The sequence below is a fragment of the Streptomyces sp. NPDC102274 genome (genome assembly GCF_044766385.1).
GTDB lineage: Bacteria > Actinomycetota > Actinomycetes > Streptomycetales > Streptomycetaceae > Streptomyces.
The window spans coordinates 14913-40647 of record NZ_JBIWLW010000051.1 but is presented as its reverse complement, the minus strand read 5'-3'; the positions used below and the strand labels follow the sequence as shown (position 1 = coordinate 40647).

The window sequence follows — 25735 nt, the reverse complement described above, 5'->3', positions numbered from 1 at the left end:
GTGAAGCACAACGACCCGGTGATCATGGTCAACGCGTACCGGCAGCTGGCGGCGCGGTGCGACTACCCGCTGCACCTCGGGGTCACCGAGGCGGGACCCGCGTTCCAGGGCACCATCAAGTCCGCGGTGGCCTTCGGCGCGCTGTTGTCGGAGGGGATCGGCGACACGATCCGGGTCTCGCTCTCCGCCCCGCCGGCGGAGGAGGTCAAGGTCGGCATCCAGATCCTGGAGTCGCTCAATCTGCGCCAGCGTCGGCTGGAGATCGTCTCGTGTCCGTCCTGCGGCCGGGCGCAGGTCGATGTCTACAAGCTCGCCGATGAGGTGACGGCCGGTCTGGAGGGCATGGAGGTCCCGCTGCGCGTGGCCGTCATGGGGTGTGTCGTGAACGGTCCCGGCGAGGCCCGTGAGGCCGATCTCGGTGTCGCGTCCGGCAATGGCAAGGGCCAGATCTTCGTCAAGGGCGAGGTCATCAAGACCGTCCCGGAATCGAAGATCGTGGAGACCCTCATCGACGAGGCCATGAAGATCGCGGAGCAGATGGAGAAGGACGGCATCGCCTCGGGCGAGCCCGAGGTCTCCGTCAGCTGACCGCGCCCCTCGTGTCCGGCCACCGTGTCCGGCCATGGACATATGTTCGCGACGGGGCCCGCAGCCACCGCCCACCCGGGCATCGGCTGCGGGCCCCTTCACGCTCTGACCTGCGGCGATACCGGATCTCGCTCCGATGAGCGGCATACCGGGAAGGGGCCGGGTACAGTGCGGAGATCAGCAGACGTATGGTGAGGCCCCCTCGTGTTGACGCAGACCACCACCCGGGTCCTCGAACCCCGCGAACTTGACGCCGCGCTCGCCATCCTGGAGAGCGAGCCCGTCGAAAACACCTTCGTGACGTCCCGCGTACGGGTCGCGGGGCTCGACCCCTGGCGCCTCGGTGGCGAGATGTGGGGCTGGTACGCGGACGGGCGGCTGCGTTCGCTCTGCTACTCCGGCGCCAATCTCGTACCCATCTGCGCCACCCCCGAGGCCGTGAGCGCCTTCGCCGACCGGGCCCGCAGGGCGGGCCGGCGCTGTTCCTCGATAGTCGGCCCCGCCGAGCCCACCGCCCAGCTGTGGCGGCTGCTCGAGCCGAGCTGGGGGCCGGCCCGCGAGATCCGCGCCCACCAGCCGCTGATGGTCACCGAGCAGGTTCCCGCCACGGTCGCGCCCGACCCCCTCGTCCGCCGTATCCACAAGGCCGAGCTGGAAGTGATCATGCCCGCCTGCGTGGCGATGTTCACCGAGGAGGTCGGTGTCTCGCCGCTCGCCGGTGACGGCGGACTGCTCTACCAGGCGCGTGTCGCCGAACTCGTCGGCGCGGGACGGTCGTTCGCCCGTATCGACGACGGCAGGGTCACCTTCAAGGCCGAGATCGGCGCCGCCACCCCCCGGGCCTGCCAGATCCAGGGCGTCTGGGTCGACCCCGAATTCCGCGGCCGCGGCCTGTCCGAGGCGGGCATGGCGGCGGTCGTAAGGTACGCGCTGGCCGATGTGGCGCCCGTCGTGAGCCTGTACGTGAACGACTACAACACCCCCGCCAGAGCCGCGTACCGCCGGGTGGGTTTCCGTGAAGTGGGTGCCTTCATGAGCGTGCTGTTCTGAAAGTAGGGTTCGGCCCATGCTGAGCATTTCCGGGGGCAGCCCCCGCACCCCCGACGTACGGGTAGGGCCGGTAGATCTCGCCGCACGCGTCGATGAGGCGCTCGCCGTACAGGCCCTCGCCTTCGGGCTCAGCGACGACGAGATCGAGGTACGCCGCCACATCGTGCTCCGGCATCTGCTGCTGCGCGGCTCCCGCGCCCTCGGCGCGACCACCGCGGCCGGCCGGCTCGTCGGCTTCGTCTACGGCCTGCCCAATGACCGCGCCCACTGGTGGTCCACCATCGTCGAGCCGTATCTGCGCGCCACCGGCTCCGAGGGGTGGCTCGTCGACTCCTTCGTGATCACCGAGCTGCATGTCCACCCGGAGTTCCAGGCCCGGGGCATCGGCCGCGCCCTGATCACCGCGATCACCGACAGCGCCGGTGAACCCAAGTCGATCCTGTCCGCGATCGACATCGAGAGCCCGGCACGCCGTCTCTACCGCGCGCTCGGCTACACGGACCTGGCCCGCCAGGTCCACTTCCCCAGCGCCCCCAAGCCGTACGCCGTGATGGGCGCCCCGCTCCCGCTGCGCAGGGCGGGCGGCGCGGACAACTGATTTCCGCCCGCGGGCGTGCCCCGGTTAACCTCCTGGCATCAGCCGAGAGAACGCAGGAGTGCTCCCCATGTCCCAGGTCCAGCGCATGTCCCGTTTGATGGTCAAGACATTGCGCGACGACCCGGCGGACGCCGAGACGCTCAGCCACAAGCTGCTCGTCCGCGCGGGCTATGTCCGCCGTACGTCCGCCGGCATCTGGAGCTGGCTGCCGCTGGGCAAGAAGGTCCTCGACAACATCTCGCGCGTCGTCCGCGAGGAGATGGACGCCATCGGCGCGCAGGAGGTGCTGCTGCCCGCGCTGCTGCCCAGGGAGCCGTACGAGGCCAGCGGCCGGTGGGCGGAGTACGGCGACCTGCTGTTCCGCCTCAAGGACCGCAAGGGCGGCGACTATCTGCTGGGCCCCACGCACGAGGAGATCTTCACCCAGGTCGTGAAGGACCAGTGCACGTCCTACAAGGACCTGCCGGTGATGCTCTACCAGATCCAGACGAAGTACCGGGACGAGGCCCGGCCGCGCTCCGGTGTGCTGCGCGGCCGTGAGTTCCACATGAAGGACTCGTACTCCTTCGACACCACGGACGAGGGCCTGGCCGAGTCGTACGCGCTGCACCGCGAGGCGTACCAGAAGATCTTCGCGCGCCTCGGCCTCGACTTCCGTATCGTCTCAGCGGTCTCCGGCGCGATGGGCGGCTCCGCCTCCGAGGAGTTCCTGGCTCCCGCCGCGGCCGGCGAGGACACCTTCGTGGACTGCCCCGCCTGTGACTACGCCGCCAATACGGAGGCGGTCACCTTCGTCGCGCCCGTGCCCGTGGAGACCGAGCCCGGCCCGGTCGAGGAGCTGGACACCCCCGACACCCCGACCATCGAGACGCTCGCCGCGTTCCTCGGGGTGCCGGCCTCGGCGACCCTGAAGAACCTGCTCGTGAAGGTCGACGGCGAGATCACGGCTGTCGGCGTCCCCGGTGACCGCGAGGTGGATCTCGGCAAGCTCGGCGAACACCTCGCGCCCGCGGTGGTGGAGCTGGTGACGGCCGAGGACTTCGAGGACCGGCCCGAGCTCGTACGGGGCTATGTCGGCCCGCAGGGCCTCAAGATCCGCTACATCGCGGACCCCCGGGTCGCGCTCGGCACCGCCTGGATCACCGGCGCCAACAAGCCCGGCACCCACGCGCGCGATGTGGTCTGCGGACGGGACTTCGAGGTCGACGACTATCTGGACGTGGTCGTCGTCGAAGAGGGCGACCCCTGCCCGGTCTGCGGTACGGGTCTCAAGCTCGACCGCGCGATCGAGATCGGCCATATCTTCCAGCTCGGCCGCAAGTACGCCGACACCTTCCAGCTCGATGTCCTCGGCCAGCAGGGCAAGCCGGTCCGCGTGACCATGGGCTCGTACGGCATCGGCGTCTCGCGTGCGGTGGCGGCCCTGGCCGAGCAGAGCGCCGACGAGCAGGGACTGTGCTGGCCCCGCGAGATCGCCCCGGCGGACGTGCATGTCGTCGCGGCGGGCAAGGCGCTCCAGACGGAACTGGCGCTGGACGTCTCCGAGCAACTGTCGGCGGCCGGTCTGCGGGTGCTGGTGGACGAGCGCCCCGGGGTCTCGCCGGGCGTGAAGTTCACCGACGCCGAACTGATCGGTGTCCCCAAGATCCTGGTGGCGGGCCGCCGCTCGGCCGAAGGCGTCCTGGAGCTGAAGGACCGCCGTACGGGCGAGCGCGAGGAACTGACCGTCGCGGAGGCGATCGCGCGCCTGACTGCCTGACCGGCGCTCATCGCGGGACGGGCTCGCATGCCGAGCCCGTCCCGCGAGGTACCCAGCCCGTCCGGTGCGGAAATCGTCCAGAGACGGGGGCCTACAGCCAGCCCGCGAACTCCAGCAGCAGCTCCGCACTCTGCCGACGGCCCGCCCGAAGCGTGCGCACCCCCGACTCCACCGCCCGGAACAGCGTCCACCCACGCACCCGTTCCCGGTCCAGGTCCAGCGAATCGGCCAGCCTGTTGACCCGGCGACGGGCCGAGGACGCTCCCGACGAGGCCGCCACCAGGTCCTCGACCCGGTCGCGCACCAGCCGGGCCAGATCGTAGGCGCGCTCACCGACCAGCGGTTCCGGACCGACCGCGAGCCAGGGCGCGCGGTCACCGGCGAGCACCTTGCCCTGGCCGAAGGCGCCGTGCAGAAGCCGTACCTCGGCGGCGGAGGCGCAGAGTTCGTCGCGCGCCGCCAGCGCCGCCGACACCAGCGGCGCGAGCGTGTCGTCGGCCGTCGTCCGCAGCGCCGCCGCTTCCCGCGCGGTCCGCTCGGCCACCGTCTCGAAGCCATGGTCGCCGGGCGGGTCGACCCATAGCCGGCGCACCGTACCCGCCGCTTCGAGCAGCGACTTCGCCTCCGGCAGGGAGCGCAGCGACACCTCGGGATGCAGCCGCTCCAGGAGCAGCGCGCCACCGGCGGAGTCCGGGGCGTCGGTGCCGTCGTCGTCCCCGGTGTCGAGCAGCTCGGCCGCTCCCCAGCCCTTCCAGTGCGCCAGCGCCGCCCGTTCCAGCGAGGGAGCCGCGAACGGCGGGACGATCTTGAGTGTCGCCGGGGAGCCGTCGGACCGCCGTACGAGCAGCACCAGACCGCTCCGGCCGCCCGGCGCGATCACCCGCTCGACCTCCAGCTGCCGCCGGGCGACCGCCTCACCGGCGATGCCGGGCAGCCGCTCCAGCCACGCGGTGGCGGTGGTCTCCCCGTACCTCTCGCCGAGCGTGCACACCAGACGCCGCGGCGGTTCGAAACCCATACGTGCGTTGTTCCCTTTCCGAGCTCACGGGCTCACGCGCGCTCGGCGAGCCCAGGAAAGGCTACGCCGGTCCCGCGCCAGCGCACCGCGCGCACGGCGGCCTCGCGCAGCGCGCCCGCCGCCTCCCGCCGCAGGGGGCCCTCCGCGGCCCGTACGAGATCGGAGTAGACGCCCGCGACCCGGTCCTCCAGATCGGCGGCCAGCCGTACGGCGGCGGCGGAGTCCGGTACGGGGAAGGGCAGGGCGTACGCGGGGGCCGCGGCGGCGGGCGTGCCGCCCAGGTCCCGTACGGTCCGCGCCAGCGCGTCGCGCCGGGCCCGGTGCGACGCGTGCGCGCTGCCGGCCTCGCTCCGGCGTGCGCCGCCGACGCGACCGCCGACGACCCCGTACCCGTACACCGCGGCGTGCTCCGCGGCGAGCGCGGCCTGCGCGGCGTCCAGCGCACCACCGCTCGCTCCGGTTGCCGTGCCTGCCGTCCGCGCCGTGCTCATGAGCGGGATCCTTCCGTCAGCAGATAGGCGTGGGCCGCGCTCGCCGCCGCGAGCGAGGCCAGCAGCCGGGCCAGCTCGGGGGGCGCTTCCATGAGCGTCGCGGTGTGCGCGTCGCTGGTACGGCGCTCGGTCGCGGCCAGCGCCCTGAGAGCCGCCGCGGGTTCCGCCGGGACGGCCGGCGAGCCGGGCGCCGGGGCCGCGGCCGTGACGGACACGGACGGAGCGGTGGACGGCGACGCGGCCGGGCTCGCGGACTCGGACGGTTCCGGGGCCAGCGCCGCCAACTGCCGTACGACCGCCGCCCGTAGCGGAGCCAGCCGCTCACGCTGCCCGGGGTGCCGCGTCAGCACGGCGTCGTACTGCCTCAGCAACTCCCGGCTGGTACCGGCCGCGCGCACCCGCAGCGCGCGCTCGGCCTCGGCCGCGCGCGCGATTCCCGCCGGGCTGTCCTCGGCCGGGGAATCCTGGGTACAGCCGGTCAGGAGACCGGCCGTCGTGGCGCCCGCGGCCATCAGCGCATGCCTCCGTGTCGTCCCCGTGCGCCCCACGCGTCTCTCCTCGGGCTTCGCGATGATCACCGCAGGCGAGCGTACCCGCGGGTCACCCCCAGGTGGACGGCAACACCCCTTGGGACCGGATACCCTTTGATCTGACACGCGACGATCCCACAACAGCACACGCGGCCGAGGAGTCACCCGGATGAGCACCACCCAGAGCGAAAGGCTGCGCGGACTGCTGGAACCGCTCGTCAGCGCGAAGGACCTGGATCTGGAAGAGATCGAGGTGTCCCGGGCAGGCAGGCGTCGTGTGCTGAGGATCGTGGTGGATTCCGACGAGGGCGTGGACCTCGACGAGTGCGCCGAGCTGAGCCGCTCCATCTCCGACAAGCTCGACGAGACGGACGCGATGGGCGAGGACGAGTACCAGCTCGAAGTGACCTCCCCCGGGGCGGAGCGCCCGCTGACCGAGCACCGCCACTATGCGCGCGCCGTGGGCCGGCTGGCCAGGTTCCAGCTCCGCGAGGACGGCGAGCTGGTGGCACGCATTCTCACCGTCGACGACGAGGGGCTCGACCTCGAAGTCCCGGGCGTGAAGGGGCGTAAGCCCACCGCCCGCCGGATCGAGTTCGCGGGGATCGACAAGGCGCGCGTGGAGATCGAGTTCAGCCGCAAGGACAAGAAGGAAGAGGAGGCGTAGCCGTGGACATCGATGTGAAGCTCCTGAGGGGCTTGGCACAAGAGAAGGAGATTCCCTTCGACCTGCTGGTCGAGGCGATCGAATCGGCCCTCCTCATCGCCTACCACCGCACCGAGGGCAGCCACCGGCGCGCCCGGGTCGTACTGAGCCGGGACACCGGCCATGTCACGGTCTGGGCCAAGGAGGACCCGGCCGATCTGGAGGAGGGGCAGGAGCCCAAGGAGTTCGACGACACCCCGTCGGACTTCGGCCGGATCGCCGCGACCACCGCCCGCCAGGTCATCCAGCAGCGGCTGCGGGACGCCGAGAACGATGTCACCTTCGGCGAGTACGCGCGCCGGGAGGGCGATATCGTCGCCGGTCTTGTCCAGCAGGGCAAGGACCCGAAGAACGTCCTGGTCAAGCTGGACGACAAGCTTGAGGCCATCCTTCCGGTGCAGGAACAGGTGCCCGGCGAGGAGTACACCCACGGCCTTCGGCTGCGTACGTACGTGGTCAGGGTGGCCAGGGGAGTGCGCGGGCCGTCGGTGACGTTGTCCCGTACCCACCCCAATCTGGTGAAGAAGCTCTTCGCGCTGGAGGTCCCGGAGATCGCGGACGGTTCCGTCGAGATCACGGCGATCGCCCGCGAGGCCGGCCACCGCACCAAGATCGCCGTACGGTCGACACGTTCCGGTCTCAATGCCAAGGGCGCCTGCATCGGCCCGATGGGCGCGCGTGTGCGCAATGTGATGGCCGAGCTGCTGGGCGAGAAGATCGACATCGTCGACTGGTCGGACGACCCCGCCGAGATGGTGGCGAACGCGCTGTCGCCGGCCCGGGTCAGCAAGGTCGAGGTGGTCGATATGGCCGCCCGCTCCGCGCGCGTGACCGTGCCCGACTACCAGCTGTCGCTGGCGATCGGCAAGGAAGGGCAGAACGCCCGGCTCGCCGCCCGGCTGACCGGCTGGCGCATCGACATCCGGCCGGACACGGAGCCGGCGGACGACGACCGCGACCGCGGCGACGACCGGGACCGTGGGCGTGACGACCGGAACCGCGGTCGCGACCGCGGCTGACCATGCGGCTCGAATGATCAAGGAACGACCGGCGGTGGCGGCCCGTCGCGGTACGCCGTGACCGGGCCCCGCCGGGCATCCACGCGATCTTTCGGGCTGTAGGCGTTCGAACCTTGCCCCAGAGGGGTGAGGTCGGCGCGGGGAGGTAGACTTGAAGGTGTCTGGCCGGACGATCGACCGTGCATGCCCTGAGCGAACCTGCGTGGGCTGCCGGGAGCGAGCGGCCAAGAACGATCTGTTGCGCATCGTGGTGAGCGGAGAACAATGTGTTCCCGATCAACGCGGTACGCTGCCCGGCCGGGGTGCGTATATGCACCCCGCCTTGATCTGTCTCGATCTGGCGGTCCGCCGCCGGGCGTTCCCCCGGGCCTTCCGGGTCCAGGGACCGCTCGACAGCGCGGAGCTGCGCCGGGTGGTCGAGGCGATCACAGTGCAGGCAGCACTGTAGGAAGAAGTACGGCACGGAGCCCCGTGCGGTTCAGGTACCTCGCGAGTTGGAAGTAGGTCGAGATTGCGATGAGCACTCGATGAGTACGCGATGAGTACGCCCATGAAGTAGCGACGGTCCGGCGGTAACCCGGACCTAAAAGGAGCGAAGTGGCTAAGGTCCGGGTATACGAACTCGCCAAGGAGTTCGGCGTGGAGAGCAAGGTCGTCATGGCCAAGCTCCAAGAACTCGGTGAATTCGTCCGTTCGGCGTCGTCGACGATCGAGGCGCCGGTTGTACGCAAATTGACTGACGCTTTGCAGGGGCCCGGCGGCAACGCCGGCAAGCCCGCTGCCAAGCCCGGGGCGCCCCGCAAGGCGACCCCTGCCAGGCCCGCCGCGCCCTCCCCGGCGCAGGCGGCTCGTCCCGCTGCCCCCAAGCCCGGTGTCCCGGCCCCCAAGCCGGCCGTCGCCGAGGCTCCCAGGAGCACCCCCTCCGTCGCGCCGACGCCCGGTCCGCGTCCGGCTCCGCGGCCCGCGGCTGCCGCGCCGAAGCCGGCGCCCGTCGCACCGGCCGTCCCGGAGTTCACCGCGCCCCCGGCGGCCCCGGCCGCCAGTCCGCGACCCGGTGCCACCCCCGGCCCGCGTCCGTCCAACCGCCCCACGGGCGGCCAGGGCGACCAGCGCCAGGGTGAGCGCCAGAGCGATCAGCGTCAGGGAGACCAGCGCCAGGGCGACCAGCGCCAGGGCGGCCGCTCCGGCGGTGCGCGTCCCGGCCAGGCCCCGCGTCCCGGTGCCCGCCCCGCGGGCCCGCGTCCGGGCAACAACCCCTTCACCTCGGGTGGCTCCACCGGAATGGCGCGCCCGCAGGCGCCCCGTCCCGGCGGCGCCCCGCGTCCCGGCGGCCCCGGTGCCCCCGGTGGTCCGCGCCCGCAGGGCTCCGGTCAGGGCGGTCCCCGTCCGCAGGCCGGTCCCGGTGGACAGAGCGGGCGTCCCACCCCCGGCGGTATGCCGCGTCCGCAGGCGCCCCGCGCCGCGGGTCCCGGCGGTGGCCCCGGTGGTAACCGTCCGAACCCGGGCATGATGCCGCAGCGTCCCGCTGCCGGTCCGCGTCCCGGTGGTGGCCCCGGCGGTGGCCGTGGTCCCGGTGGCGGCGGTCGTCCCGGCGGTGCCGGTGGCGGCGGCGGTCGTCCCGGTGGTGGCGGCTTCGCCGGCCGTCCCGGTGGTGGCGGCGGCGGTGGCGGTTTCGCCGGTCGCCCGGGTGGCGGCGGCGGTGGCGGCGCTCCGGGTCGTCCCGGTGGCGGCGGTGGCTTCGGTGGCGGCGGTGGCCGTCCCGGCTTCGGCGGACGTCCGGGTGGTCCCGGCGGCCGTGGTGGCACACAGGGCGCGTTCGGCCGTCCCGGCGGGCCCGCCCGTCGTGGCCGTAAGTCGAAGCGGCAGAGGCGCCAGGAGTACGAGGCCATGCAGGCCCCGTCGGTAGGCGGCGTGATGCTGCCGCGCGGCCAGGGCCAGACGGTCCGGCTGTCGCGCGGTGCGTCGCTCACCGACTTCGCGGAGAAGATCAACGCCAACCCGGCGTCGCTCGTCGCCGTGATGATGAACCTCGGCGAGATGGTCACCGCCACGCAGTCCGTCTCCGACGAGACCCTCCAGGTCCTCGCCGGCGAGATGAACTACGTCGTCGAGATCGTCAGCCCCGAGGAGGAGGACCGCGAGCTGCTCGAGTCCTTCGACATCGAGTTCGGCGAGGACGAGGGCGGCGAGGAAGCCCTCGTGTCCCGTCCGCCGGTCGTGACCGTCATGGGTCACGTCGACCACGGTAAGACCAGGCTGCTGGACGCGATCCGCAAGACGAACGTCGTCGCGGGTGAGGCCGGCGGTATCACCCAGCACATCGGTGCGTACCAGGTCGCCACGGACGTCAACGGTGAAGAGCGCAAGATCACCTTCATCGACACCCCGGGTCACGAGGCGTTCACCGCCATGCGTGCCCGTGGTGCCAAGTCCACCGACATCGCGATCCTGGTGGTCGCGGCCAACGACGGTGTGATGCCCCAGACGATCGAGGCGCTGAACCACGCCAAGGCGGCCGACGTGCCGATCGTGGTCGCGGTCAACAAGATCGACGTCGAGGGCGCCGACCCGACCAAGGTGCGCGGCCAGCTCACCGAGTTCGGTCTGGTGGCCGAGGAGTACGGCGGCGACACCATGTTCGTCGACATCTCCGCCAAGCAGGGTCTGCACATCGACAGCCTGCTGGAGGCCGTGGTCCTCACCGCGGACGCCTCGCTCGACCTCCGGGCCAACCCGGAACAGGACGCGCAGGGTATCGCCATCGAGGCACACCTCGACCGCGGTCGCGGCGCCGTCGCCACCGTGCTCGTCCAGCGCGGCACGCTGCGCGTCGGTGACACGATGGTCGCCGGTGACGCGTACGGCCGGGTCCGGGCGATGCTCGACGACAACGGCAACAACGTTGAGGAAGCGGCGCCGTCGACGCCGGTCCTGGTCCTGGGTCTCACCAACGTCCCCGGCGCCGGCGACAACTTCCTCGTGGTCGACGAGGACCGCACCGCCCGGCAGATCGCCGAGAAGCGTGCCGCTCGTGAGCGGAACGCGGCCTTCGCCCGCAGGGGCGTCCGGTTCTCCCTGGAGAACCTGGACGAGGCCCTCAAGGCCGGTCTGGTGCAGGAACTCAACCTCATCATCAAGGGCGACGCGTCCGGTTCGGTGGAGGCTCTGGAGTCCTCGCTGCTCCAGCTCGACGTCGGCGACGAGGTCGACATCCGGGTCCTGCACCGCGGTGTGGGTGCGGTCACCGAGTCGGACATCGACCTGGCCATGGGCTCCGACGCCATCGTGATCGGCTTCAACGTGCGCGCCGCGGGGCGTGCCGCGCAGATGGCCGAGCGCGAAGGCGTGGACGTCCGGTACTACTCGGTCATCTACCAGGCGATCGAGGAGATCGAGTCCGCCCTCAAGGGCATGCTCAAGCCGGAGTACGAAGAGGTCGAGCTCGGTACGGCGGAGATCCGCGAGGTCTTCCGCTCGTCCAAGCTGGGCAACATCGCGGGTGTTCTCATCCGCTCCGGCGAGGTCAAGCGGAACACCAAGGCCCGGCTCGTCCGCGATGGCAAGGTCATCGCGGAGGACCTCAACATCCAGGGTCTGCGCCGCTTCAAGGACGATGTCACCGAGATCCGCGAAGGCTTCGAGGGTGGTATCAACCTCGGAAACTTCAACGACATCAAGATCGACGACGTCATCGCGACGTACGAGATGCGCGAGAAGCCGCGCGGCTGACGCACGGCAACCGGTCCGGGGCCGGTCGACGGGACGCATATTCCGTCGATCGGCCCCGGCCGTTCCGTGTACGGTTCTTGTGCCCCTGCCAAGCGCTGGCAGGGCATCTGAACCCGTACCGGCGGGGATCCGGAAACGCATGTATGTGGGGACGCTGTCCTTCGATCTGCTCCTCGGCGACGTACGGTCGTTGAAGGAGAAACGCTCTGTCGTCCGGCCCATCGTCGCCGAGCTCCAGCGGAAATTCGCGGTGAGCGTGGCGGAGACCGGCGGCCAGGAGCTCCATCGCAGGGCCGAGATCGGTCTCGCGGTGGTGTCCGGTGACTGGGCGCACCTCACGGATGTGCTGGACCGGTGCGAGCGCATGGTCGCCGGCCACCCCGAGGTGGAGCTGCTGTCGGTACGACGGCGTCTGCACGGCGATGAAGACTGACCAGTACACAAGAAAACCCAGAAGGAAGAGTGACGGACCGGTGACCGACAACGCGCGGGCCCGCAAGCTGGCCGATCGCATCCAGGTCGTGGTCGCGGAGACCCTGGACCGCCGTATCAAGGACCCGCGACTGGGCTTCGTGACCATCACGGACGCCCGTGTCACCGGCGACCTGCGGGAGGCCACGGTCTTCTACACGGTCTACGGCGACGACGAGGAGCGCGCGGCCTCGGCGGCGGCCCTGGAGAGCGCCAAGGGCGTCCTCCGCTCCGAGGTGGGCCGTCAGACCGGCGTCCGCTTCACCCCGACGCTGGCGTTCGTGCCCGACGCCCTGCCGGACAACGCCCGCACCATCGAGGACCTCCTCGACAAGGCGCGCGCCAAGGACGCGGAGGTACGGGAGGTGTCGACCGGCAAGACCTACGCGGCCGGGGCCGACCCGTACCGCAAGGACGACGAGGACGACACGGACGGCGCCGCCGCGGAATGACTCAGCAGAACACCACGCCCGACGGGCTTGTCATCGTGGACAAGCCGTCGGGCTTCACTTCGCACGATGTCGTCGCCAAGATGCGCGGGATCGCCAGAACCCGCCGCGTCGGCCACGCCGGCACCCTCGACCCCATGGCGACGGGCGTCCTCGTCCTCGGCGTGGAGCGGGCCACGAAGCTCCTCGGACATCTCGCGCTGACCGAGAAGGAGTACCTCGGCACGATAAGGCTGGGGCAGAGCACCGTCACCGACGACGCGGAAGGGGAGATCACCTCCTCGACCGACGCCTCCGCGGTGAAGCGCGATGCCGTCGACGCCGGGATCGCGGCGCTGACCGGCGCCCTCATGCAAGTGCCTTCCAAGGTCAGCGCCATCAAGATCGACGGCAAGCGGTCGTACGCGCGCGTGCGCGGCGGCGAGGAGTTCGAGATCCCGGCCCGCCCGGTGACCGTCTCCTCGTTCCGGCTCTACGACGTCCGCGAGGCGGTCGCGGAGGACGGCACTCCGGTCCTCGACCTGGTCGTCTCCGTCGTCTGCTCCTCCGGTACGTACATCCGCGCCCTCGCCCGCGACCTCGGCGCCGGCCTCGGGGTCGGGGGCCATCTCACCGCGCTGCGCAGGACCCGGGTGGGCCCCTACGCGCTCGACGCGGCGAAGACGCTCGACCAGCTCCAGGAGGAGCTGACCGTCATGCCCGTCGCCGAGGCCGCCGCCGCGGCGTTCGCACGCTGGGACGTGGACGAGAGGCGGGCCAAGCTGCTGCTCAACGGCGTGCGGCTGGACATGCCCTCGTACGCGACGGGCCCGGTGGCCGTGTTCGACCCCGAGGGGCGCTTCGTGGCGCTGGTCGAGGAGCAGAACGGCAAGGCCAAGAGCCTCGCTGTCTTCGGCTGACCCCTCCACCGTGGGGCGGACAGGCACGCCTGCCCGCCCCACGGTCCCCCTCCCAGGAGGGTCTGTCCACCCCACACCCGCCACTCACCCCACAGGCCGGGCGCTCGGAGCGCACCCCCGGTGCACAGGGGCGTGTTCGGCCGTGCCGGGTTCTCCGGTGCCGGTGAGGGCCGTGGGCGCCGGGCATGGCAGTCTTAGAGCTGCGTAATCGGCAATGACGTACACAGTTTCGGGCGAGGAGCGGTCACAGTGCAGCGCTGGCGTGGGTTGGAGGACATCCCCCAGGACTGGGGGCGCGGCGTCGTCACCATCGGCTCCTACGACGGGGTGCACCGCGGTCACCAGCTGATCATCGGACGGGCCGTGGAACGCGCGCGCGAGCTGGGGGTGCAGTCGGTCGTCGTGACCTTCGACCCGCACCCCAGCGAGGTCGTACGCCCCGGCAGCCACCCGCCCCTGCTCGCGCCCCACCACCGGCGCGCCGAGCTGATGGCGGACCTGGGGGTGGACGCGCTGCTGATCCTGCCTTTCACCGTCGAGTTCTCCAAGCTGTCGCCCGCCGACTTCATCGTGAAGGTCCTGGTCGACAAGTTGCACGCCCGCGCGGTCATCGAGGGCCCGAACTTCCGCTTCGGCCACAAGGCCGCCGGAAATGTCGCCGTCCTCGCCGATCTGGGGGTCACCTACGACTACGAGGTCGAGGTCGTCGACCTTTATGTGACCGGCGACGCGGGCGGCGGCGAGCCCTTCTCGTCCACCCTCACCCGCGGACTGGTCGCCGAGGGCGACGTCGCGGGCGCGGCGGAGATCCTGGGCCGGCCGCACCGGGTGGAGGGCGTGGTCGTACGCGGGGCGCAGCGCGGACGTGAGCTCGGCTTCCCGACGGCGAACGTGGAGACCCTGCCGCACACCGCGATCCCGGCGGACGGGGTGTACGCGGGGTGGCTCACGGCGGACGGGGAACGGATGCCGGCGGCGATCTCGGTGGGGACGAACCCGCAGTTCGAGGGCACGGAGCGGACGGTCGAGGCGTATGCGATCGACCGGGTGGGGCTGGATCTGTACGGGCTGCATGTGACCGTGGACTTCTTGTCGTATGTGCGGGGGCAGCGGAAGTTCGAGTCGATCGAGGCGCTGCTGGAAGCGATCACGGACGATGTGAAGAGGTCGCGGGCCCTCACAGAGGCGTACGACGCGTAGCGCCTTCCGGCGGGGGGCCGTGTACTCGGCGACCGGGGCTACGACCACGACGAGTACCGCCGCCTCGTCCGGGACATCGGCGTGAAGCCGCTGGACAGCCCTTAGTCGGCCACCCGCGCCCACGGCCGCAGCTTCTCCGGGTTGCGGACCGCCCAGATCCGGGTGACGCGCCCGTCGGAGACGTCGAACGAGGCTACGGTCATGACGACGCCGGCACGCTGGGCCACCAGGCCCGGCACACCGTTGACCGACCGCTCCAGGAGTTCGAGCCCCGGAGCCTTGTCGGCAACGGCGACCATGTACTGGGCGATGCGCGCGGCACCCTCGACCGGGTGCAGGACGGTACCGACCAGGCCGCCGCCGTCGGCGGTCATCACGGCGGCCGGGTTGAGGAGACCGACGAGGGCTGCGATGTCCTTGGTCTCCCAGGCCTCTTTGACGTGCCGCACCACGTCGGCCCGGCCGGTCGCCGTCACCGGAGCGCGCGCGACGCCCACCCGCCGCCGGGCGGAGGCGGCCAGTTGCTTGCAGGCCGCGGGGGTCCGGCCGAGAACGTCGGCGATCTCGGCGAACGGGTACCGGAAGACATCGTGCAGGACGAACGCCACCCGCTCGGCCGGCGTCATCGACTCCAGGACGACGAGGAAGGCCATGGCCACCGACTCGTCCAGGACGATCTGGTCGGCGGGGTCCGCGGGGCCGGTGGGGTCGGCGGGGCCGGTGGGGTCGGCGCCGCCCGCGTGGTCCCGGTCGGTGCGGTCGGGCAGTGGCTCGGGCAGCCACACGCCGACATAGCGTTCACGGCGGGCCCGCGCCGAGCCGAGCGAGTCCAGGCAGATGCGGCTGGTCACCGTCGTCAGCCAGGCGCCGGGGGACAGGATCTCCTCCTGCCGGCTTCGTGGCAGCGCGTACCAGCGTGCGTAGGCATCCTGTACGGCGTCCTCGGCCTCGGTCACCGAACCGAGCAACCGGTAAGCGACATTGATCAGTTGGCGTTGCTCGCCGACTATCTCATCTGTGCCGGTCCCGACAGTCCCCATGCTTCCGGCCGCCCCTCGCCTTACCTTTCGCAGGCCCGCGTCGTCGGGCTGGTGAGACCTTATCGATCTGCTGCCCGACAGCGGAAAAGGGGACTGTGACATGGCCACTCAGGTGACGGCGACGGCGAACGTACAGCGAGGCTCCTCGTTCCTGCGGATCGCGATCGCCCTGCAGACCCTGACCATCTTCCTTCAGGCGGTCTCCGCCGGACTGCTGCTGACCTCGTCCTACGGAGAGACGCTGCACAGTGTCGGAGCCCGTGTGATGTACGGGGCGACGATGCTGTATGTGCTCGCGGCGGTGTTGGCGTGGAAGCCGGGCGGCGGCTCGCCTCGACCTGTATGGCACGCGTCAGGTTTCCTCGTACTCGCCTCGGTCCAGGTCGTGCTCGGCATCGCGCACGTCCCGTCGGTCCATCTCCCCCTGGGCGTTTTGATGTTCGGTCTGAGTGTGCTGGCGCTGGCCCGGCGCTGAGGTCCGATACGGGGCCCGCCGGGATCAACCAGGCCGCTTCTCGCGCACCACTCCGACGGCCCCTGGCCCCCGGCCCACGACGACGCGCCCGCACCCCCGTGCCCGCGACCTAGGGCCTTTCGTTCGGATCAGGCAGGGCTCGCGAGCCCTGGTACCATGCCTCGCCACGTTGTCGTCAGTCGCCGACTCCCCCACAGCCTCAAGGGCGTGGGAGGTGCCCCTCCGCGTCGGCTCCCTCCTCCGCCTTGCGATCCACGGCACCAGCCCCCGCTCCCTGATCCGGCCTGATCCAAACGAAAGGCCCTAACCCGCCCCCACCCAATGGCACGCCACCTGCGTAGTCGCCCCACCCGTCAGCACCGGCAGCGCCGCCGTACGGCACCTCTCCGCCACCCCCGCCCTCTCCGCCTCCCCCGACGCCAACACCTGGCACCGCGCGTGGAAACGGCAGCCCGCCGGGATGCGCGACGGGTCCGGGGGTTCGCCCGTGAGGATGACCGGGGAGCCGTCCGACTCGGGGAGGACGGACAACAGCGCTCGCGTGTACGGATGCTGAGGATTCGTCAGTATGTCCTCGACCGGACCGGTCTCCACGATCCGGCCCAGATACATCACCGCCACCCGGTCCGCGATGTTCCACGCGAGGCCCAGGTCGTGCGTCACGACCAGCGCGGAGAGGCCGAGTTCGTCGCGCAGGGAGAGCAGGAGCGCCAGGATCTCGCCCCGTACGGACGCGTCCAGGGACGCCACCGGCTCGTCCGCGACGATCAGTTCCGGCTGCAGGACCAGCGCGCCCGCGATGACGACGCGTTGGCGCTGGCCCCCGGACAGTTCGTGCGGGTAGCGGAGGAAGAAACGCTCGGGCGGTCGCAGACCGGCGCGGGAGAGCGCCTCGGCGACGGCTTCGCGTTCGTCGCCCCGGTAGCCGTGGATCCGCAGACCCTCGGCCACCGCGTCGTACACCGTATGGCGCGGGTTGAGGGAGCCGCTCGGATCCTGGAGTACGAGCTGGACCCGCTTGCGGTACGCCTTGAGGGTGCGGGAGCCGTACCCCAGCGGTTCCCCGGCGAAGCTGACCCCGCCGCCCGTCGGCGGCACCAGGCCGAGCAGGGTCCGCGCCAGCGTGGTCTTCCCGCAGCCGGACTCGCCGACGAGCGCGACGATCTCGCCGCGGCCGATGTCGAGATCGACCCCGTCGACGGCGCGGGCGGGCGGCGCGCCGCGGCGGCCGGGGAAGGTGACGTTCAGCCCGATGGCCGAGAGCAGGGGGGCAGCGGGCATGGGTGGCTCCTGAGAGGTGGTCGCGGACGCCGTCATGGACGTACCTCCGCGGGTGCGGTCGAGCCCACCCGTACGCACGCCGCCCGGCGGTCCGGGCTCGCCTCGCGCAGCTCCTGGTCGTCGGTCGCGCAGGAGTCCAGTGCGACCGCGCAGCGCGGATGGAACGTACAGCCGGACGGCAGCGCCGACGGGTCCGGCGGGTCGCCGGGCAGTCCGCGTGGTGCGCGCCGTGACGCGAGGTCCCCGATGCGGGGGAAGGCGGCGGACAGCGCCCGGCCGTACGGATGCTCGGCCGCGTCGTACACCGTACGCGCCGGACCCTCCTCGACGATCCGGCCCGCGTACATCACGGCGAGCCGGTCGCAGGTGTCCGAGAGGACCGCCAGGTCGTGGCTGATCATCAGCAGGCTGATGCCCTGGTCCGCGACGAGCTGTTCGATCAGCCGCAGGATCTGCGCCTGGATCATCACATCGAGGGCGGTGGTCGGCTCGTCCGCGACGATCAGCCGCGGATCGCAGGCCAGCGCCATCGCGATCATCACGCGCTGGCGCTGTCCGCCGGAGAGTTCGTGCGGATAGGCGTCCGCGCGGGCGGCCGGCAAGCCGACCATTTCCAGCAGTTCGCCGGCGCGCGAGCGGGCCGCGGCGGGGGTGGTGCGCCGGTGCAGCAGCACCGGTTCGGCGATCTGGTCCCCGATCCGGTGCACCGCGTTGAGCGAGTGCATCGCGCCCTGGAAGACGATGGACGCCCCCGCCCACCGAACGGCGCGCAGCCGGCCCCACTTCATGGTGAGGACGTCCTCGCCGTCGAGCAGGATCTCCCCGGACAGCCGCGCGGAGGCGGGCAGCAGCCGGAGCAGCGCCAGCGCGAGCGTGGACTTGCCGCACCCCGACTCACCGGCGATGCCCAGCTTGCGGCCGGATTCGACGGTGAGGTCGACGCCTCGTACGGCGGGTACGGCGGAGGCACCGGAGCCGTACGTCACATGGAGGTCCTTGATCTCCAGCAGTGTCGTGTCGGTCAACGGGACACCCCCAGCTTCGGGTTGAGCACGGCCTCGATCGCCCGGCCGCAGAGTGTGAAGGCGAGCGCGACGAACGCGATCGCGATCCCGGGCGGTGCCAGATACCACCAGTGTCCCGAGGAGACCGCGCCCGCCTCGCGTGCGTCCTGGAGCATGCCGCCCCAGGAGATGATGAGGGGGTCGCCGAGGCCGAGGAAGGCGAGCGTCGCCTCGGTCAGGATGGCGCTGGAGATGCCGAGGGTGGTCTGGGCGAGCACCAGCGGCATCACGTTGGGCAGCACATGGCGCGTCATGATGTGGCCATGGCCGCCGCCGAGCGCACGGGCGCGCTCGATGTACGGACGGGACTCGACGGCGATGGTCTGGGCCCGTACCAGCCGTGCCGTGGTCGGCCAGCTCGTGACACCGATCGCGAGGATCACCGTCCAGATGGACCGTGACATCACCGTCGCGAGGACGATCGCCAGCACGAGCGTCGGCATCACCAGGAACCAGTCGGTGATCCGCATGACCACCGTCGCGAACCAGCCGCCGTAGTGCCCGGCGATGACCCCGACGAGCGTGCCGATGGCCACCGACAGCGCGGCGGCCAGCAGCCCCACGGTCAGCGAGATCCTGGCGCCCCAGATCAGCAGGCCGAGCAGCGAGCGCCCGAACTGGTCCGTACCGAGCGGGAATTCACCGCTCGGCTTCTCCAGGGCCGTACCGGGCGCGTTGGTCACACTCCGCACGTCGTCGCCCACGAGCAGCGGCGCGAAGAGGGCGATCAGAGCGATGAACGCGAGCCCGGCGAGCCCGAGAAGTCCGGCGCGGTGTGTCCGGTACTCCTTCCAGAAGCGGGTCACCGAGCCACGTCGGCGGGCCCAGGCGAGTGAGGAGGCCGACGGCGACGAGGGTCCCGCGGGCGGCGCGGAGGGCGGCGGGGTCTTCTCCAGGGTCATCGGCCCACCCGGGGATCGAGGAGCGGATAGAGCAGGTCGGCGAGGAGGTTCATCAGGATCATCGCCCCGGCGAAGACGACGAACAGCCCCTGGACAAGGGGCAGATCGGGCACGCTCAGCGCCTGGTAGAACAGTCCGCCGAGCCCCGGCCAGGAGAAGACCGTCTCGACGAGGATCGAACCGGCCGCCACATGGCCCAGATTGATGAAGACCATGGTGACGGTGGGCAGCAGGGCGTTCGGCACCGCGTGCCGGCGTCGTACGAGATCGTCCCGCAGGCCCTTGGCCCGCGCCGTCGTCAGATAGTCGCCGCCCATCTCGTCCAGCAGCGACGACCGCATGACGAGCAGCGTCTGCGCGTACCCGACCGCGACCAGGGTGGCCACCGGCAGCACCATGTGGTGCGCCACGTCGAGGACGTAACCGAACCCGGAGGAGTCGCCGGACTCCATACCGCCGGTGGGGAACATGCCCGGGATCGGGCCGATGCCCACCGAGAAGACGATGATCAGCAGCAGCCCGAGCCAGAACGACGGGACGGACCAGAGCGTCAGCGCCACACCGGTGTTGAGGCGATCGCTCAGGCTGCCGTTGCGCCAGGCGGAGCGGGTGCCGAGCCAGAGGCCGAGCGCCGAGTAGATCACCACGGCGACGCCCGTGAGCAGCAGTGTCGCGGGAAGTTTCGCCGCGATCAGCTCACCGACCGGCGCGTGGAACTGGTACGAGGTGCCGAGATCGCCGGTCAGCGCCCGGCCGCAGTAGTCGGTGAACTGCTGCCACAGCGGCAGATCGAGCCCGAACTGCTTGCGCAGCGTGGCCAGTTGCTCGGCGGAGGTCGGTACGCCGTGGGTCATGGCCTTGACCGGGTCGCCGGGGATGATCCGGAAGAGGAAGAAGCTGGTGACGAGGACGGCGAGCAGCGAGACGACGGCGCCGCCCAGCTTGCCCGCCACATAGAGCGGATACGCGGTCCTGGTGCCCGAGGTGGTGGGGGCGGAGCCGGACGGCCCGGTCTTCACCGGGCCGTCGACGGCGTCCCGCACCACACCCGGGGTGCTTGCGGTGCTCATCGGTTATTCACGGTCTTCCGCGGTGGAACGGCGACGCATCACGACGAAGAGACCGAGGGCGGCAGCGACCACGACAGCGGCCCCGATCCCGATCACCACACCGGTGGAGGAGGAGCCGCCGGAACCGCCGCCGTCATCGGCCGGCACCGCGGACCACCAACTCCAGTAGCCGTCCTGGCCCCAGAGATTGCCGGCGGCCTCCGGCATCGTCGTGATCGACTTGATCTGGTCGGTACGGTACGCCTCGACCGCGTTCGGGTAGGCCATGACATTCATATACCCGGTGTCGTACAGCCGCGATTCCATCTGCTTGACCAGTTCCGCGCGCTTGGCGGGGTCGTACTCCACCGACTGCTCGGCGTAGAGGTCGTCGTACTGCTTGTCGCAGATGAAGTTGTCCGTGGCGCCACTGTCCTTGGGCGTGGCGGGGAGCGAACCGCACGTGTGAATGGAGAGGACGTAGTCGGGATCGGGGTTGACCGACCAGCCGTCGAACGCCAGGTCGTAGTCGCCCGCGAGCCAGGGGTCGGAGACATTGTCCAGACATTCGACCTTCAGCCCGATACCGAGCTGTCCCCACCACTCCTGGAGATATTTGCCGATGGCCTTGTCGTTCGGGTCCGTGGCATGGCAGAGGATCCGGAAGGCGAGCGGTTTGCCGTCCTTGCCGAGGCGCTTGCCGGCGGCGTTCTTCGGGTAGCCGGCCGCGTCCAGGGTCCGGGCCGCCTCGGCGGGGTCGTACGCGATCGTCTGGTCGGCCGAGGGCTCCCAGAAGTACGCGCTGAAGCGCGGCGGGATATAGCCCTTGCCCTCGACGGCGTGGCCCTGGAAGACCTTGTCGATGACGGTCTTGCGGTCGACGGCCTGGAACAGCGCCTTGCGGACCGCCGGATCCAGCAGCGCGGCATGCCCGTTCCCGAACTTCTCGCCGTCCTGCGAGCGGGCACCGGGGTTGGTGGCGAGCGCGTAGAAACGGCGCCCAGGAGCGTCGTTGACCTTGATGTTGTCGACGTTCTTCAGCGCCGCGGCCTGCGCGGGGGTGAGGCCCGAGGCGAAGGACACCTCACCCTTCTGGAGCGCGGCGACGGCCGCGTCCCCGTCCTTGTAGTACTTGAGGACCAGCTCGTCGAACTTGGGCGCACCGCGCCAGAAGTCCTTGTTCGGCTTGAGCTTGATGTACTGGTCGACCTTGAAGTCCGTGATGATGAAAGGCCCGTTGCCGACGATCGGGAACTGCTTGTCGTTGTTGAACTTGGAGAAGTCGCCGACCTTCTCCCAGATGTGCTTGGGCACGATCGGCACATCGAGTGCCGTCATGGTGGCCTGAGGCTTGTTCAGCTCGACGACCAACGTCTCCGGGTCGGGTGCGGTGACCTTCTTGAAGTTGGAGGTGAAGTTGCCGTTGGCGGTGGCCGCGTTCTCGTCCGTCATCATCTTGTTGAACGTCCACGCGGCGTCCTCGGCGGTCGCCTGGACGCCGTCGGACCACTTCGAGTCCTCGCGGATGGTGAAGGTCCACGTCAGCTTGTCCGCGGAGGGCTTCCAGGTGGTGGCGAAGCCGGGGACCGTGTGCGCGTCCTTGGGGTCGTAGTTGGTCAGATACTCGTAGGTCAGCCGGTGGATGCTGGTACTGACCAATGACTGGGCCAGGAACGGGCTGAGGGAGTCGACGCTCTGGCTGACCGCGACGGTGAGCACCTTGTCGCCGTCGGCGGCCCTGGCCTCCTGGGGAGCGGGAAGCAGCGGGTTGAGGGGGATCACGGACCCGGCCACGAGCGCGGCGGAGGCGGCACCGGAGGCCAGGAGCAGACGGAGACGGGGGCGTTGCCGGACGGGCTGCCGGGCGGGCTGCCGGGCGGATTGCCGACTGGGCTGCCGGGGCGTGCGCGGGAAGACTCTTTCGACCATGGGACGGTGACCTCGTGTTATCACTCGCACGGAGAAGCCGGGTTACTGCTGATTCGCCAACTGGTGAAGCGAAGGTTTATCAGCGCCCGTCCGGCTGAGTCAACGGCCGCCCATACCCCGTGTGGTCTGCGGGAATACGGCGAGGGGCCGCACCATGAAGACGGTGCGGCCCCTCATTGGTCTCTACCTCTGATGCCTTACTGCTGAGGCGCTGGCGGTGCCGGTGGGGGCTGCTGCTGCGGCCAGCCACCGGGCGGGACGGGCCCTTGCAAGTCCGGCTGGCCCGGTTGGCTGGGGTGACCCGGCTGGTTGGGATGGCCGGGCTGGTTGGGGTGACCGGCTTGCTGGCCGGCGGGGGCGGGCTGCTGTTGCTGCCAGCCCTGCTGAGCACCGGGTCCCGAGGGCGGGCCCGCCTGCTGCTGGGGCGGGTAGGGGTGCGGCTGCTGCTGCGGATGGTGCGGCTGCGGCTGCTGCTGCGGGTAGTGGGGATGCTGCTGGGGCGCGTACGGCTGGCCCTGCACCGGCTGGCCGTACGGGGACTGCCCCGGCATCGGCTGCTGGCCCGGACCCGGCATCGGCGGGACGAGGTGCGGCGGCGGCTGGCCGTCCGCGGTCCACAGCCCCTGCGCCTGCTGGGCCCGTACGAAGTCCTCCGCCACCATCGCGGAGAGATTGAAGTACGCCTCACGCGTCTTGGGCCGCATCATGTCGAGGTCCACCTCGGCACCGGCCGCCAGGTGCTCGTCGAAGGGCACCACGATCACCCCGCGGCAGCGGGTCTCGAAGTGCTGCACGATGTCATCGACCTTGATCATCTTGCCGGTCTCGCGGACCCCGGAGATCACCGTGAGGGAGCGCTGCACCAGATCGGCGTAGCCGTGCGCGGACAGCCAGTCGAGCGTCGTGGACGCGCTGCTCGCGCCGTCGACGGACGGGGTCGAGATGATGATCAGCTGGTCGGCCAGGTCGAGCACCCCGCGCATCGCGCTGTAGAGCAGACCGGTACCCGAGTCCGTGAGGATGATCGGGTACTGCTTGCCCAGGACCTCGATCGCGCGCCGGTAGTCCTCGTCGTTGAACGCGGTGGAGACGGCCGGGTCCACGTCGTTGGCGATGATCTCCAGACCGGAGGACGCCTGCGAGGTGAACCTGCGGATGTCCATGTAGCTGTGCAGATGCGGGATCGCCTGGACCAGGTCACGGATGGTCGCGCCGGTCTCGCGCCGTACGCGGCGGCCGAGCGTGCCGGCGTCCGGGTTGGCGTCGATCGCCAGGATCTTGTCCTGCCGCTCGGTGGCCAGGGTGGAGCCCAGTGCCGTGGTCGTCGTGGTCTTGCCGACACCGCCCTTGAGGCTGATGACCGCGATCCGGTAGCAGGAGAGCACCGGTGTACGGATCAGTTCGAGCTTGCGCAGCCGCTCCGCCTCCGCGGCCTTCCCGCCGATCTTGAAGCGCGAACCGCCGGACGGATTGCGGCTGCTCTTGGCCTTCGGCTTGTTGTTGCGCAGCAGCCGGTCGGAGGAGAGCTCCACGGCGGCCGTATAGCCGAGCGGAGCGCCGGGCACGGACCGCTCGCGGTGGTCGTGCGAGACGGCGGAGGGCCAGGCGGCGCCGGTACGGGGATCCATCGGAGGTGTCCCGGGCGCGGGCTGCTGGTGCGGTAGTGGTTGCGGCTGGGCCTGATGGGGCTGAGGAGTGTGCGGGGGCTGCTGTGCCTGCTGTGCGGGGAGGTTCGGGTTGGCCGGTACGGGCAGATGGGACGTCTGCGGAGGCAGCGGCGCGGGAGCGCCGGCGCCCGGCTGATCGGTGTGTGCTTGCCGGCCGGGGAATCCCGGGTGGCCTGGCTGTCCCGGCTGGCCCTGTTGGGGGAATCCGTAGCCGCCCGGCGCTGCCTGCTGGCCCTGCTGGCCCTGTGGGCTCTCCTGGCTCTGCTGCGGGAAGCCGTAACCGCCTTGCGGAGCGGGCGAGTACGGACCCGGCTGCCCCTGCTGGTGCGGGAAGCCGTAACCCGCCGGTGGGACGGGGGCGTCGGGACCGGGTACGGCGGGCGGCAACGCGGCGGCGGGGTGTCCGGACTGGCCGGGGTGATCTTGCCAGCCGGGGTGCGCCTGCTGTCCGGTCTGCGCCTGCTGTCCGGGGTATGCCTGCTGTCCGGGCTGGGCCTGCTGGCCCGGCTGGGCCTGGTGTCCGGGCTGGGCCTGGTGGGGGAAGCCGTACCCGCTCTGCGGCGGCTGTCCGGGCCAGGCGTTCGGTGCCTGCGCGGGGCTCTGCGGCTGGGGCTCGGGCTGCGGTTGTGCGTGCGGTGCCTGCGGCTGGACCTGGGCCGGGGCCTGTACGGGCCACTGCGGCGCGGCCGTTGGCGCGGCAGGCTGGTACGCGGGCGGCAGCGGAGGCAGTCCGGGGCTCTGGGCGCCGCCCGGCTGAGGGGCCCAGGGCTGTACCTGAGCGGGAGCCGGGGGAGCGTCCTGGGGCTCGTCCGTAGGCGCGGGGGCCGGGGAAACAGCGTCCGTGACCGCGCCCACGGGTGCGGAGGCGGACGCTTCGTCGGTGTCGGCGGTCGCGTCGCCGTCGCGCTCGTCGTCCTCATGCTCCCGGGAACCCTCGGCCTCGTCCGCGACCTCGGGCTCTGCCGGAGCCTCGGCATCCGCGGCAGGGTCGGCGGCGGGCTCCGGTACGTCCGGCGCCTCGGCCTCCCCCGTGTCGTCGGCGACCACCGCGGGCGCGGGCTCGGTGTCGGGCTTGGCCTCGGGCTCGCTCACGCGTACGGCCTCGGCGCTGTCCGGTCCGTCGGGAGCACCGGATTCGGGGCTCTCCGCGGTCCTGGTCTGCGTCCCCTCCAACTCGGCGATCTCCCGCTTGAGAGACGCCGGGGAGAACCGCATGGTCGACCCGCTCTCGATGTCGCCGCCACCGAACGGCTCGGGCGCGGCGGGAGTGGGCTCCGACGCCTGAGCCGGAGTCGAAGCCGGGGCAGTGGCCGGGGCCGGGGCCGGTGCGGCAGCCGGAGCAGGTCCCGGAGTGGGCTCGGGCGGCGGCATGGGGATGGGCGACTGCGTCGGGGGTGCCGGCTGATGCGCCGGTGTCCAGTTGGGTTCGAAGCCACTGCCCGCGGGCAGCCCCGGTACGGCGACGGGCGCACCGTCCGGAGGCGGGGGAGGGGTCGTGAACGACGCGGGCGGCGGTGTACTCGCCGCGCCACCACCGGACGCGTCCCCCGGCGTGTTCTGCGTGTACCAGGCCGGCGGGGTGTAGTCGATGGTGAACTCACCCGTCATCTCGGGCTCCGCGTCGGACTGATCGTCCGCGGCAGGCCGGTTCCAGCCTCCGCGGATCTCGTCCCGATCGCCCTTCACTTTGCCTCCTGGTGTGGTCGAGCACCCTTGTGCCGTGGTGGGTGGGGGCGACCGAATCTGTACGTCCGGTCCGCCCGGCTCTTCCCTTTACGACGCGGTCGGCCTGTCCACAAGTTCAACGCTGCCGCGCCCCCA

Annotated in this window: 23 protein-coding genes; 13 read left to right on the top strand and 10 right to left on the bottom strand. The window is 71.0% G+C overall.

Translation table 11 applies throughout. The features are described from left to right. The 4 genes from ACIRQP_RS38290 to ACIRQP_RS38275 all read left to right on the top strand — a co-directional run. The coding region (locus ACIRQP_RS38290) for a flavodoxin-dependent (E)-4-hydroxy-3-methylbut-2-enyl-diphosphate synthase (RefSeq protein ID WP_403899303.1) at positions 1 to 588 on the top strand (588 nt) is incomplete at its 5' end. A 207-nt stretch (positions 589 to 795) separates the two neighbouring features. Continuing rightward, a complete protein-coding gene (locus tag ACIRQP_RS38285) occupies positions 796 to 1638 on the top strand; it encodes a GNAT family N-acetyltransferase (protein ID WP_403899307.1) in 843 nt (280 codons plus the stop codon). Between the two features lie 16 nt (positions 1639 to 1654). Then, positions 1655 to 2236, top strand: a complete 582-nt coding sequence (locus ACIRQP_RS38280) for a GNAT family N-acetyltransferase (protein WP_403899300.1) — start codon at positions 1655 to 1657, stop codon at positions 2234 to 2236. Positions 2237 to 2303: 67 nt separating this feature from the next. Then, a complete protein-coding gene (locus tag ACIRQP_RS38275) occupies positions 2304 to 3995 on the top strand; it encodes a proline--tRNA ligase (protein ID WP_403899297.1) in 1692 nt (563 codons plus the stop codon). A gap of 91 nt (positions 3996 to 4086) precedes the next feature. On the opposite strand, the gene ACIRQP_RS38270 is transcribed toward ACIRQP_RS38275, so the two are convergent. From ACIRQP_RS38270 to ACIRQP_RS38260, 3 genes are read right to left on the bottom strand one after another with little or no spacing between them, the layout of a single operon-like run. Continuing rightward, on the bottom strand, positions 4087 to 5013 hold the full coding sequence (locus tag ACIRQP_RS38270; protein WP_403899294.1) for an aminoglycoside phosphotransferase family protein: 927 nt from the start codon (positions 5011 to 5013) through the stop codon (positions 4087 to 4089). A gap of 32 nt (positions 5014 to 5045) precedes the next feature. Further along, positions 5046 to 5504, bottom strand: a complete 459-nt coding sequence (locus ACIRQP_RS38265; RefSeq protein WP_403899291.1) for a DUF4439 domain-containing protein — start codon at positions 5502 to 5504, stop codon at positions 5046 to 5048. Continuing rightward, on the bottom strand, positions 5501 to 6082 hold the full coding sequence (locus tag ACIRQP_RS38260; RefSeq protein ID WP_403899289.1) for a hypothetical protein: 582 nt from the start codon (positions 6080 to 6082) through the stop codon (positions 5501 to 5503). Before ACIRQP_RS38260 ends, ACIRQP_RS38265 begins: the two co-directional genes overlap by 4 nt. A 121-nt stretch (positions 6083 to 6203) precedes the next feature. Between ACIRQP_RS38260 and rimP the strand changes: the two genes are divergently transcribed. The 8 genes from rimP to ACIRQP_RS38220 all read left to right on the top strand — a co-directional run bounded on the left by rimP (position 6204) and on the right by ACIRQP_RS38220 (position 14507). Next, on the top strand, positions 6204 to 6701 hold the full coding sequence (gene rimP, locus ACIRQP_RS38255; protein WP_403899286.1) for a ribosome maturation factor RimP: 498 nt from the start codon (positions 6204 to 6206) through the stop codon (positions 6699 to 6701). Between the two features lie 2 nt (positions 6702 to 6703). Further along, positions 6704 to 7759, top strand: a complete 1056-nt coding sequence (nusA, locus tag ACIRQP_RS38250; protein WP_403899284.1) for a transcription termination factor NusA — start codon at positions 6704 to 6706, stop codon at positions 7757 to 7759. A gap of 157 nt (positions 7760 to 7916) precedes the next feature. Then, positions 7917 to 8207 carry a YlxR family protein gene (locus ACIRQP_RS38245; protein ID WP_403899305.1) on the top strand — a complete coding sequence of 97 codons (291 nt, stop codon included), beginning with the start codon at positions 7917 to 7919 and terminating at the stop codon, positions 8205 to 8207. Between the two features lie 149 nt (positions 8208 to 8356). Continuing rightward, positions 8357 to 11488, top strand: a complete 3132-nt coding sequence (gene infB / locus ACIRQP_RS38240; protein ID WP_403899281.1) for a translation initiation factor IF-2 — start codon at positions 8357 to 8359, stop codon at positions 11486 to 11488. A 139-nt stretch (positions 11489 to 11627) separates the two neighbouring features. Further along, the gene (locus tag ACIRQP_RS38235; RefSeq protein ID WP_403899278.1) at positions 11628 to 11921 is read left to right on the top strand and encodes a DUF503 domain-containing protein; all 294 of its coding nucleotides are present in this window, start codon (positions 11628 to 11630) and stop codon (positions 11919 to 11921) included. A 40-nt stretch (positions 11922 to 11961) separates the two neighbouring features. Beyond that, positions 11962 to 12411, top strand: coding sequence for a 30S ribosome-binding factor RbfA (rbfA, locus tag ACIRQP_RS38230; RefSeq protein ID WP_351393910.1), 450 nt, complete (start codon positions 11962 to 11964; stop codon positions 12409 to 12411). Then, complete coding sequence (gene truB / locus ACIRQP_RS38225) at positions 12408 to 13307, top strand: tRNA pseudouridine(55) synthase TruB (RefSeq protein WP_403899274.1); 900 nt, start codon at positions 12408 to 12410, stop codon at positions 13305 to 13307. The genes rbfA and truB overlap by 4 nt, the downstream gene beginning before the upstream one ends. Before the next feature lie 249 nt (positions 13308 to 13556). Beyond that, entirely contained in the window at positions 13557 to 14507 is a 951-nt protein-coding gene (locus ACIRQP_RS38220) for a bifunctional riboflavin kinase/FAD synthetase (RefSeq protein WP_403899272.1), read from the top strand. 101 nt (positions 14508 to 14608) lie between these two features. Here ACIRQP_RS38220 and sigJ read toward each other — a convergent pair whose 3' ends face one another. Beyond that, positions 14609 to 15547, bottom strand: a complete 939-nt coding sequence (gene sigJ, locus ACIRQP_RS38215) for an RNA polymerase sigma factor SigJ (RefSeq protein WP_403899269.1) — start codon at positions 15545 to 15547, stop codon at positions 14609 to 14611. Between the two features lie 100 nt (positions 15548 to 15647). On the opposite strand from sigJ, the gene ACIRQP_RS38210 reads away from it, so the two are divergent. Next, on the top strand, positions 15648 to 16022 hold the full coding sequence (locus ACIRQP_RS38210; protein ID WP_403899266.1) for a hypothetical protein: 375 nt from the start codon (positions 15648 to 15650) through the stop codon (positions 16020 to 16022). Positions 16023 to 16325: 303 nt separating this feature from the next. Here ACIRQP_RS38210 and ACIRQP_RS38205 read toward each other — a convergent pair whose 3' ends face one another. From ACIRQP_RS38205 to ACIRQP_RS38180, 6 genes are all read right to left on the bottom strand, one after another. Continuing rightward, on the bottom strand, positions 16326 to 17303 hold the full coding sequence (locus ACIRQP_RS38205; protein ID WP_403899263.1) for an oligopeptide/dipeptide ABC transporter ATP-binding protein: 978 nt from the start codon (positions 17301 to 17303) through the stop codon (positions 16326 to 16328). Between the two features lie 32 nt (positions 17304 to 17335). Next, the gene (locus ACIRQP_RS38200) at positions 17336 to 18328 is read right to left on the bottom strand and encodes an ABC transporter ATP-binding protein (RefSeq protein WP_403899260.1); all 993 of its coding nucleotides are present in this window, start codon (positions 18326 to 18328) and stop codon (positions 17336 to 17338) included. Continuing rightward, a complete protein-coding gene (locus ACIRQP_RS38195; RefSeq protein ID WP_403899258.1) occupies positions 18325 to 19269 on the bottom strand; it encodes an ABC transporter permease in 945 nt (314 codons plus the stop codon). Before ACIRQP_RS38195 ends, ACIRQP_RS38200 begins: the two co-directional genes overlap by 4 nt. Then, positions 19266 to 20339 carry an ABC transporter permease gene (locus ACIRQP_RS38190; protein ID WP_403899255.1) on the bottom strand — a complete coding sequence of 358 codons (1074 nt, stop codon included), beginning with the start codon at positions 20337 to 20339 and terminating at the stop codon, positions 19266 to 19268. The genes ACIRQP_RS38195 and ACIRQP_RS38190 overlap by 4 nt, the downstream gene beginning before the upstream one ends. 3 nt (positions 20340 to 20342) lie before the next feature. Then, positions 20343 to 22247 (bottom strand): ABC transporter substrate-binding protein, encoded by a 1905-nt coding sequence (locus tag ACIRQP_RS38185; RefSeq protein WP_403899252.1) that lies wholly within the window; start codon positions 22245 to 22247, stop codon positions 20343 to 20345. 197 nt (positions 22248 to 22444) lie between these two features. Next, positions 22445 to 25600, bottom strand: coding sequence for an SCO5717 family growth-regulating ATPase (locus ACIRQP_RS38180; RefSeq protein WP_403899250.1), 3156 nt, complete (start codon positions 25598 to 25600; stop codon positions 22445 to 22447). Positions 25601 to 25735 lie beyond the last annotated feature (135 nt).

Bases quoted from the DNA above. Each gene is read 5' to 3' on its own strand.
- ACIRQP_RS38190 (WP_403899255.1), bottom strand. From the start codon at position 20,339: ATGAGCACCGCAAGCACCCCGGGTGTGGTGCGGGACGCCGTCGACGGC.
- sigJ (WP_403899269.1), bottom strand. From the start codon at position 15,547: ATGGGGACTGTCGGGACCGGCACAGATGAGATAGTCGGCGAGCAACGC.
- ACIRQP_RS38235 (WP_403899278.1), top strand. From the start codon at position 11,628: ATGTATGTGGGGACGCTGTCCTTCGATCTGCTCCTCGGCGACGTACGG.
- ACIRQP_RS38265 (WP_403899291.1), bottom strand. From the start codon at position 5,504: ATGAGCACGGCGCGGACGGCAGGCACGGCAACCGGAGCGAGCGGTGGT.
- ACIRQP_RS38185 (WP_403899252.1), bottom strand. From the start codon at position 22,247: ATGGTCGAAAGAGTCTTCCCGCGCACGCCCCGGCAGCCCAGTCGGCAA.
- rimP (WP_403899286.1), top strand. From the start codon at position 6,204: ATGAGCACCACCCAGAGCGAAAGGCTGCGCGGACTGCTGGAACCGCTC.
- truB (WP_403899274.1), top strand. From the start codon at position 12,408: ATGACTCAGCAGAACACCACGCCCGACGGGCTTGTCATCGTGGACAAG.
- ACIRQP_RS38210 (WP_403899266.1), top strand. From the start codon at position 15,648: ATGGCCACTCAGGTGACGGCGACGGCGAACGTACAGCGAGGCTCCTCG.
- ACIRQP_RS38275 (WP_403899297.1), top strand. From the start codon at position 2,304: ATGTCCCAGGTCCAGCGCATGTCCCGTTTGATGGTCAAGACATTGCGC.
- ACIRQP_RS38205 (WP_403899263.1), bottom strand. From the start codon at position 17,303: ATGCCCGCTGCCCCCCTGCTCTCGGCCATCGGGCTGAACGTCACCTTC.
- ACIRQP_RS38270 (WP_403899294.1), bottom strand. From the start codon at position 5,013: ATGGGTTTCGAACCGCCGCGGCGTCTGGTGTGCACGCTCGGCGAGAGG.
- ACIRQP_RS38280 (WP_403899300.1), top strand. From the start codon at position 1,655: ATGCTGAGCATTTCCGGGGGCAGCCCCCGCACCCCCGACGTACGGGTA.
- ACIRQP_RS38195 (WP_403899258.1), bottom strand. From the start codon at position 19,269: ATGACCCTGGAGAAGACCCCGCCGCCCTCCGCGCCGCCCGCGGGACCC.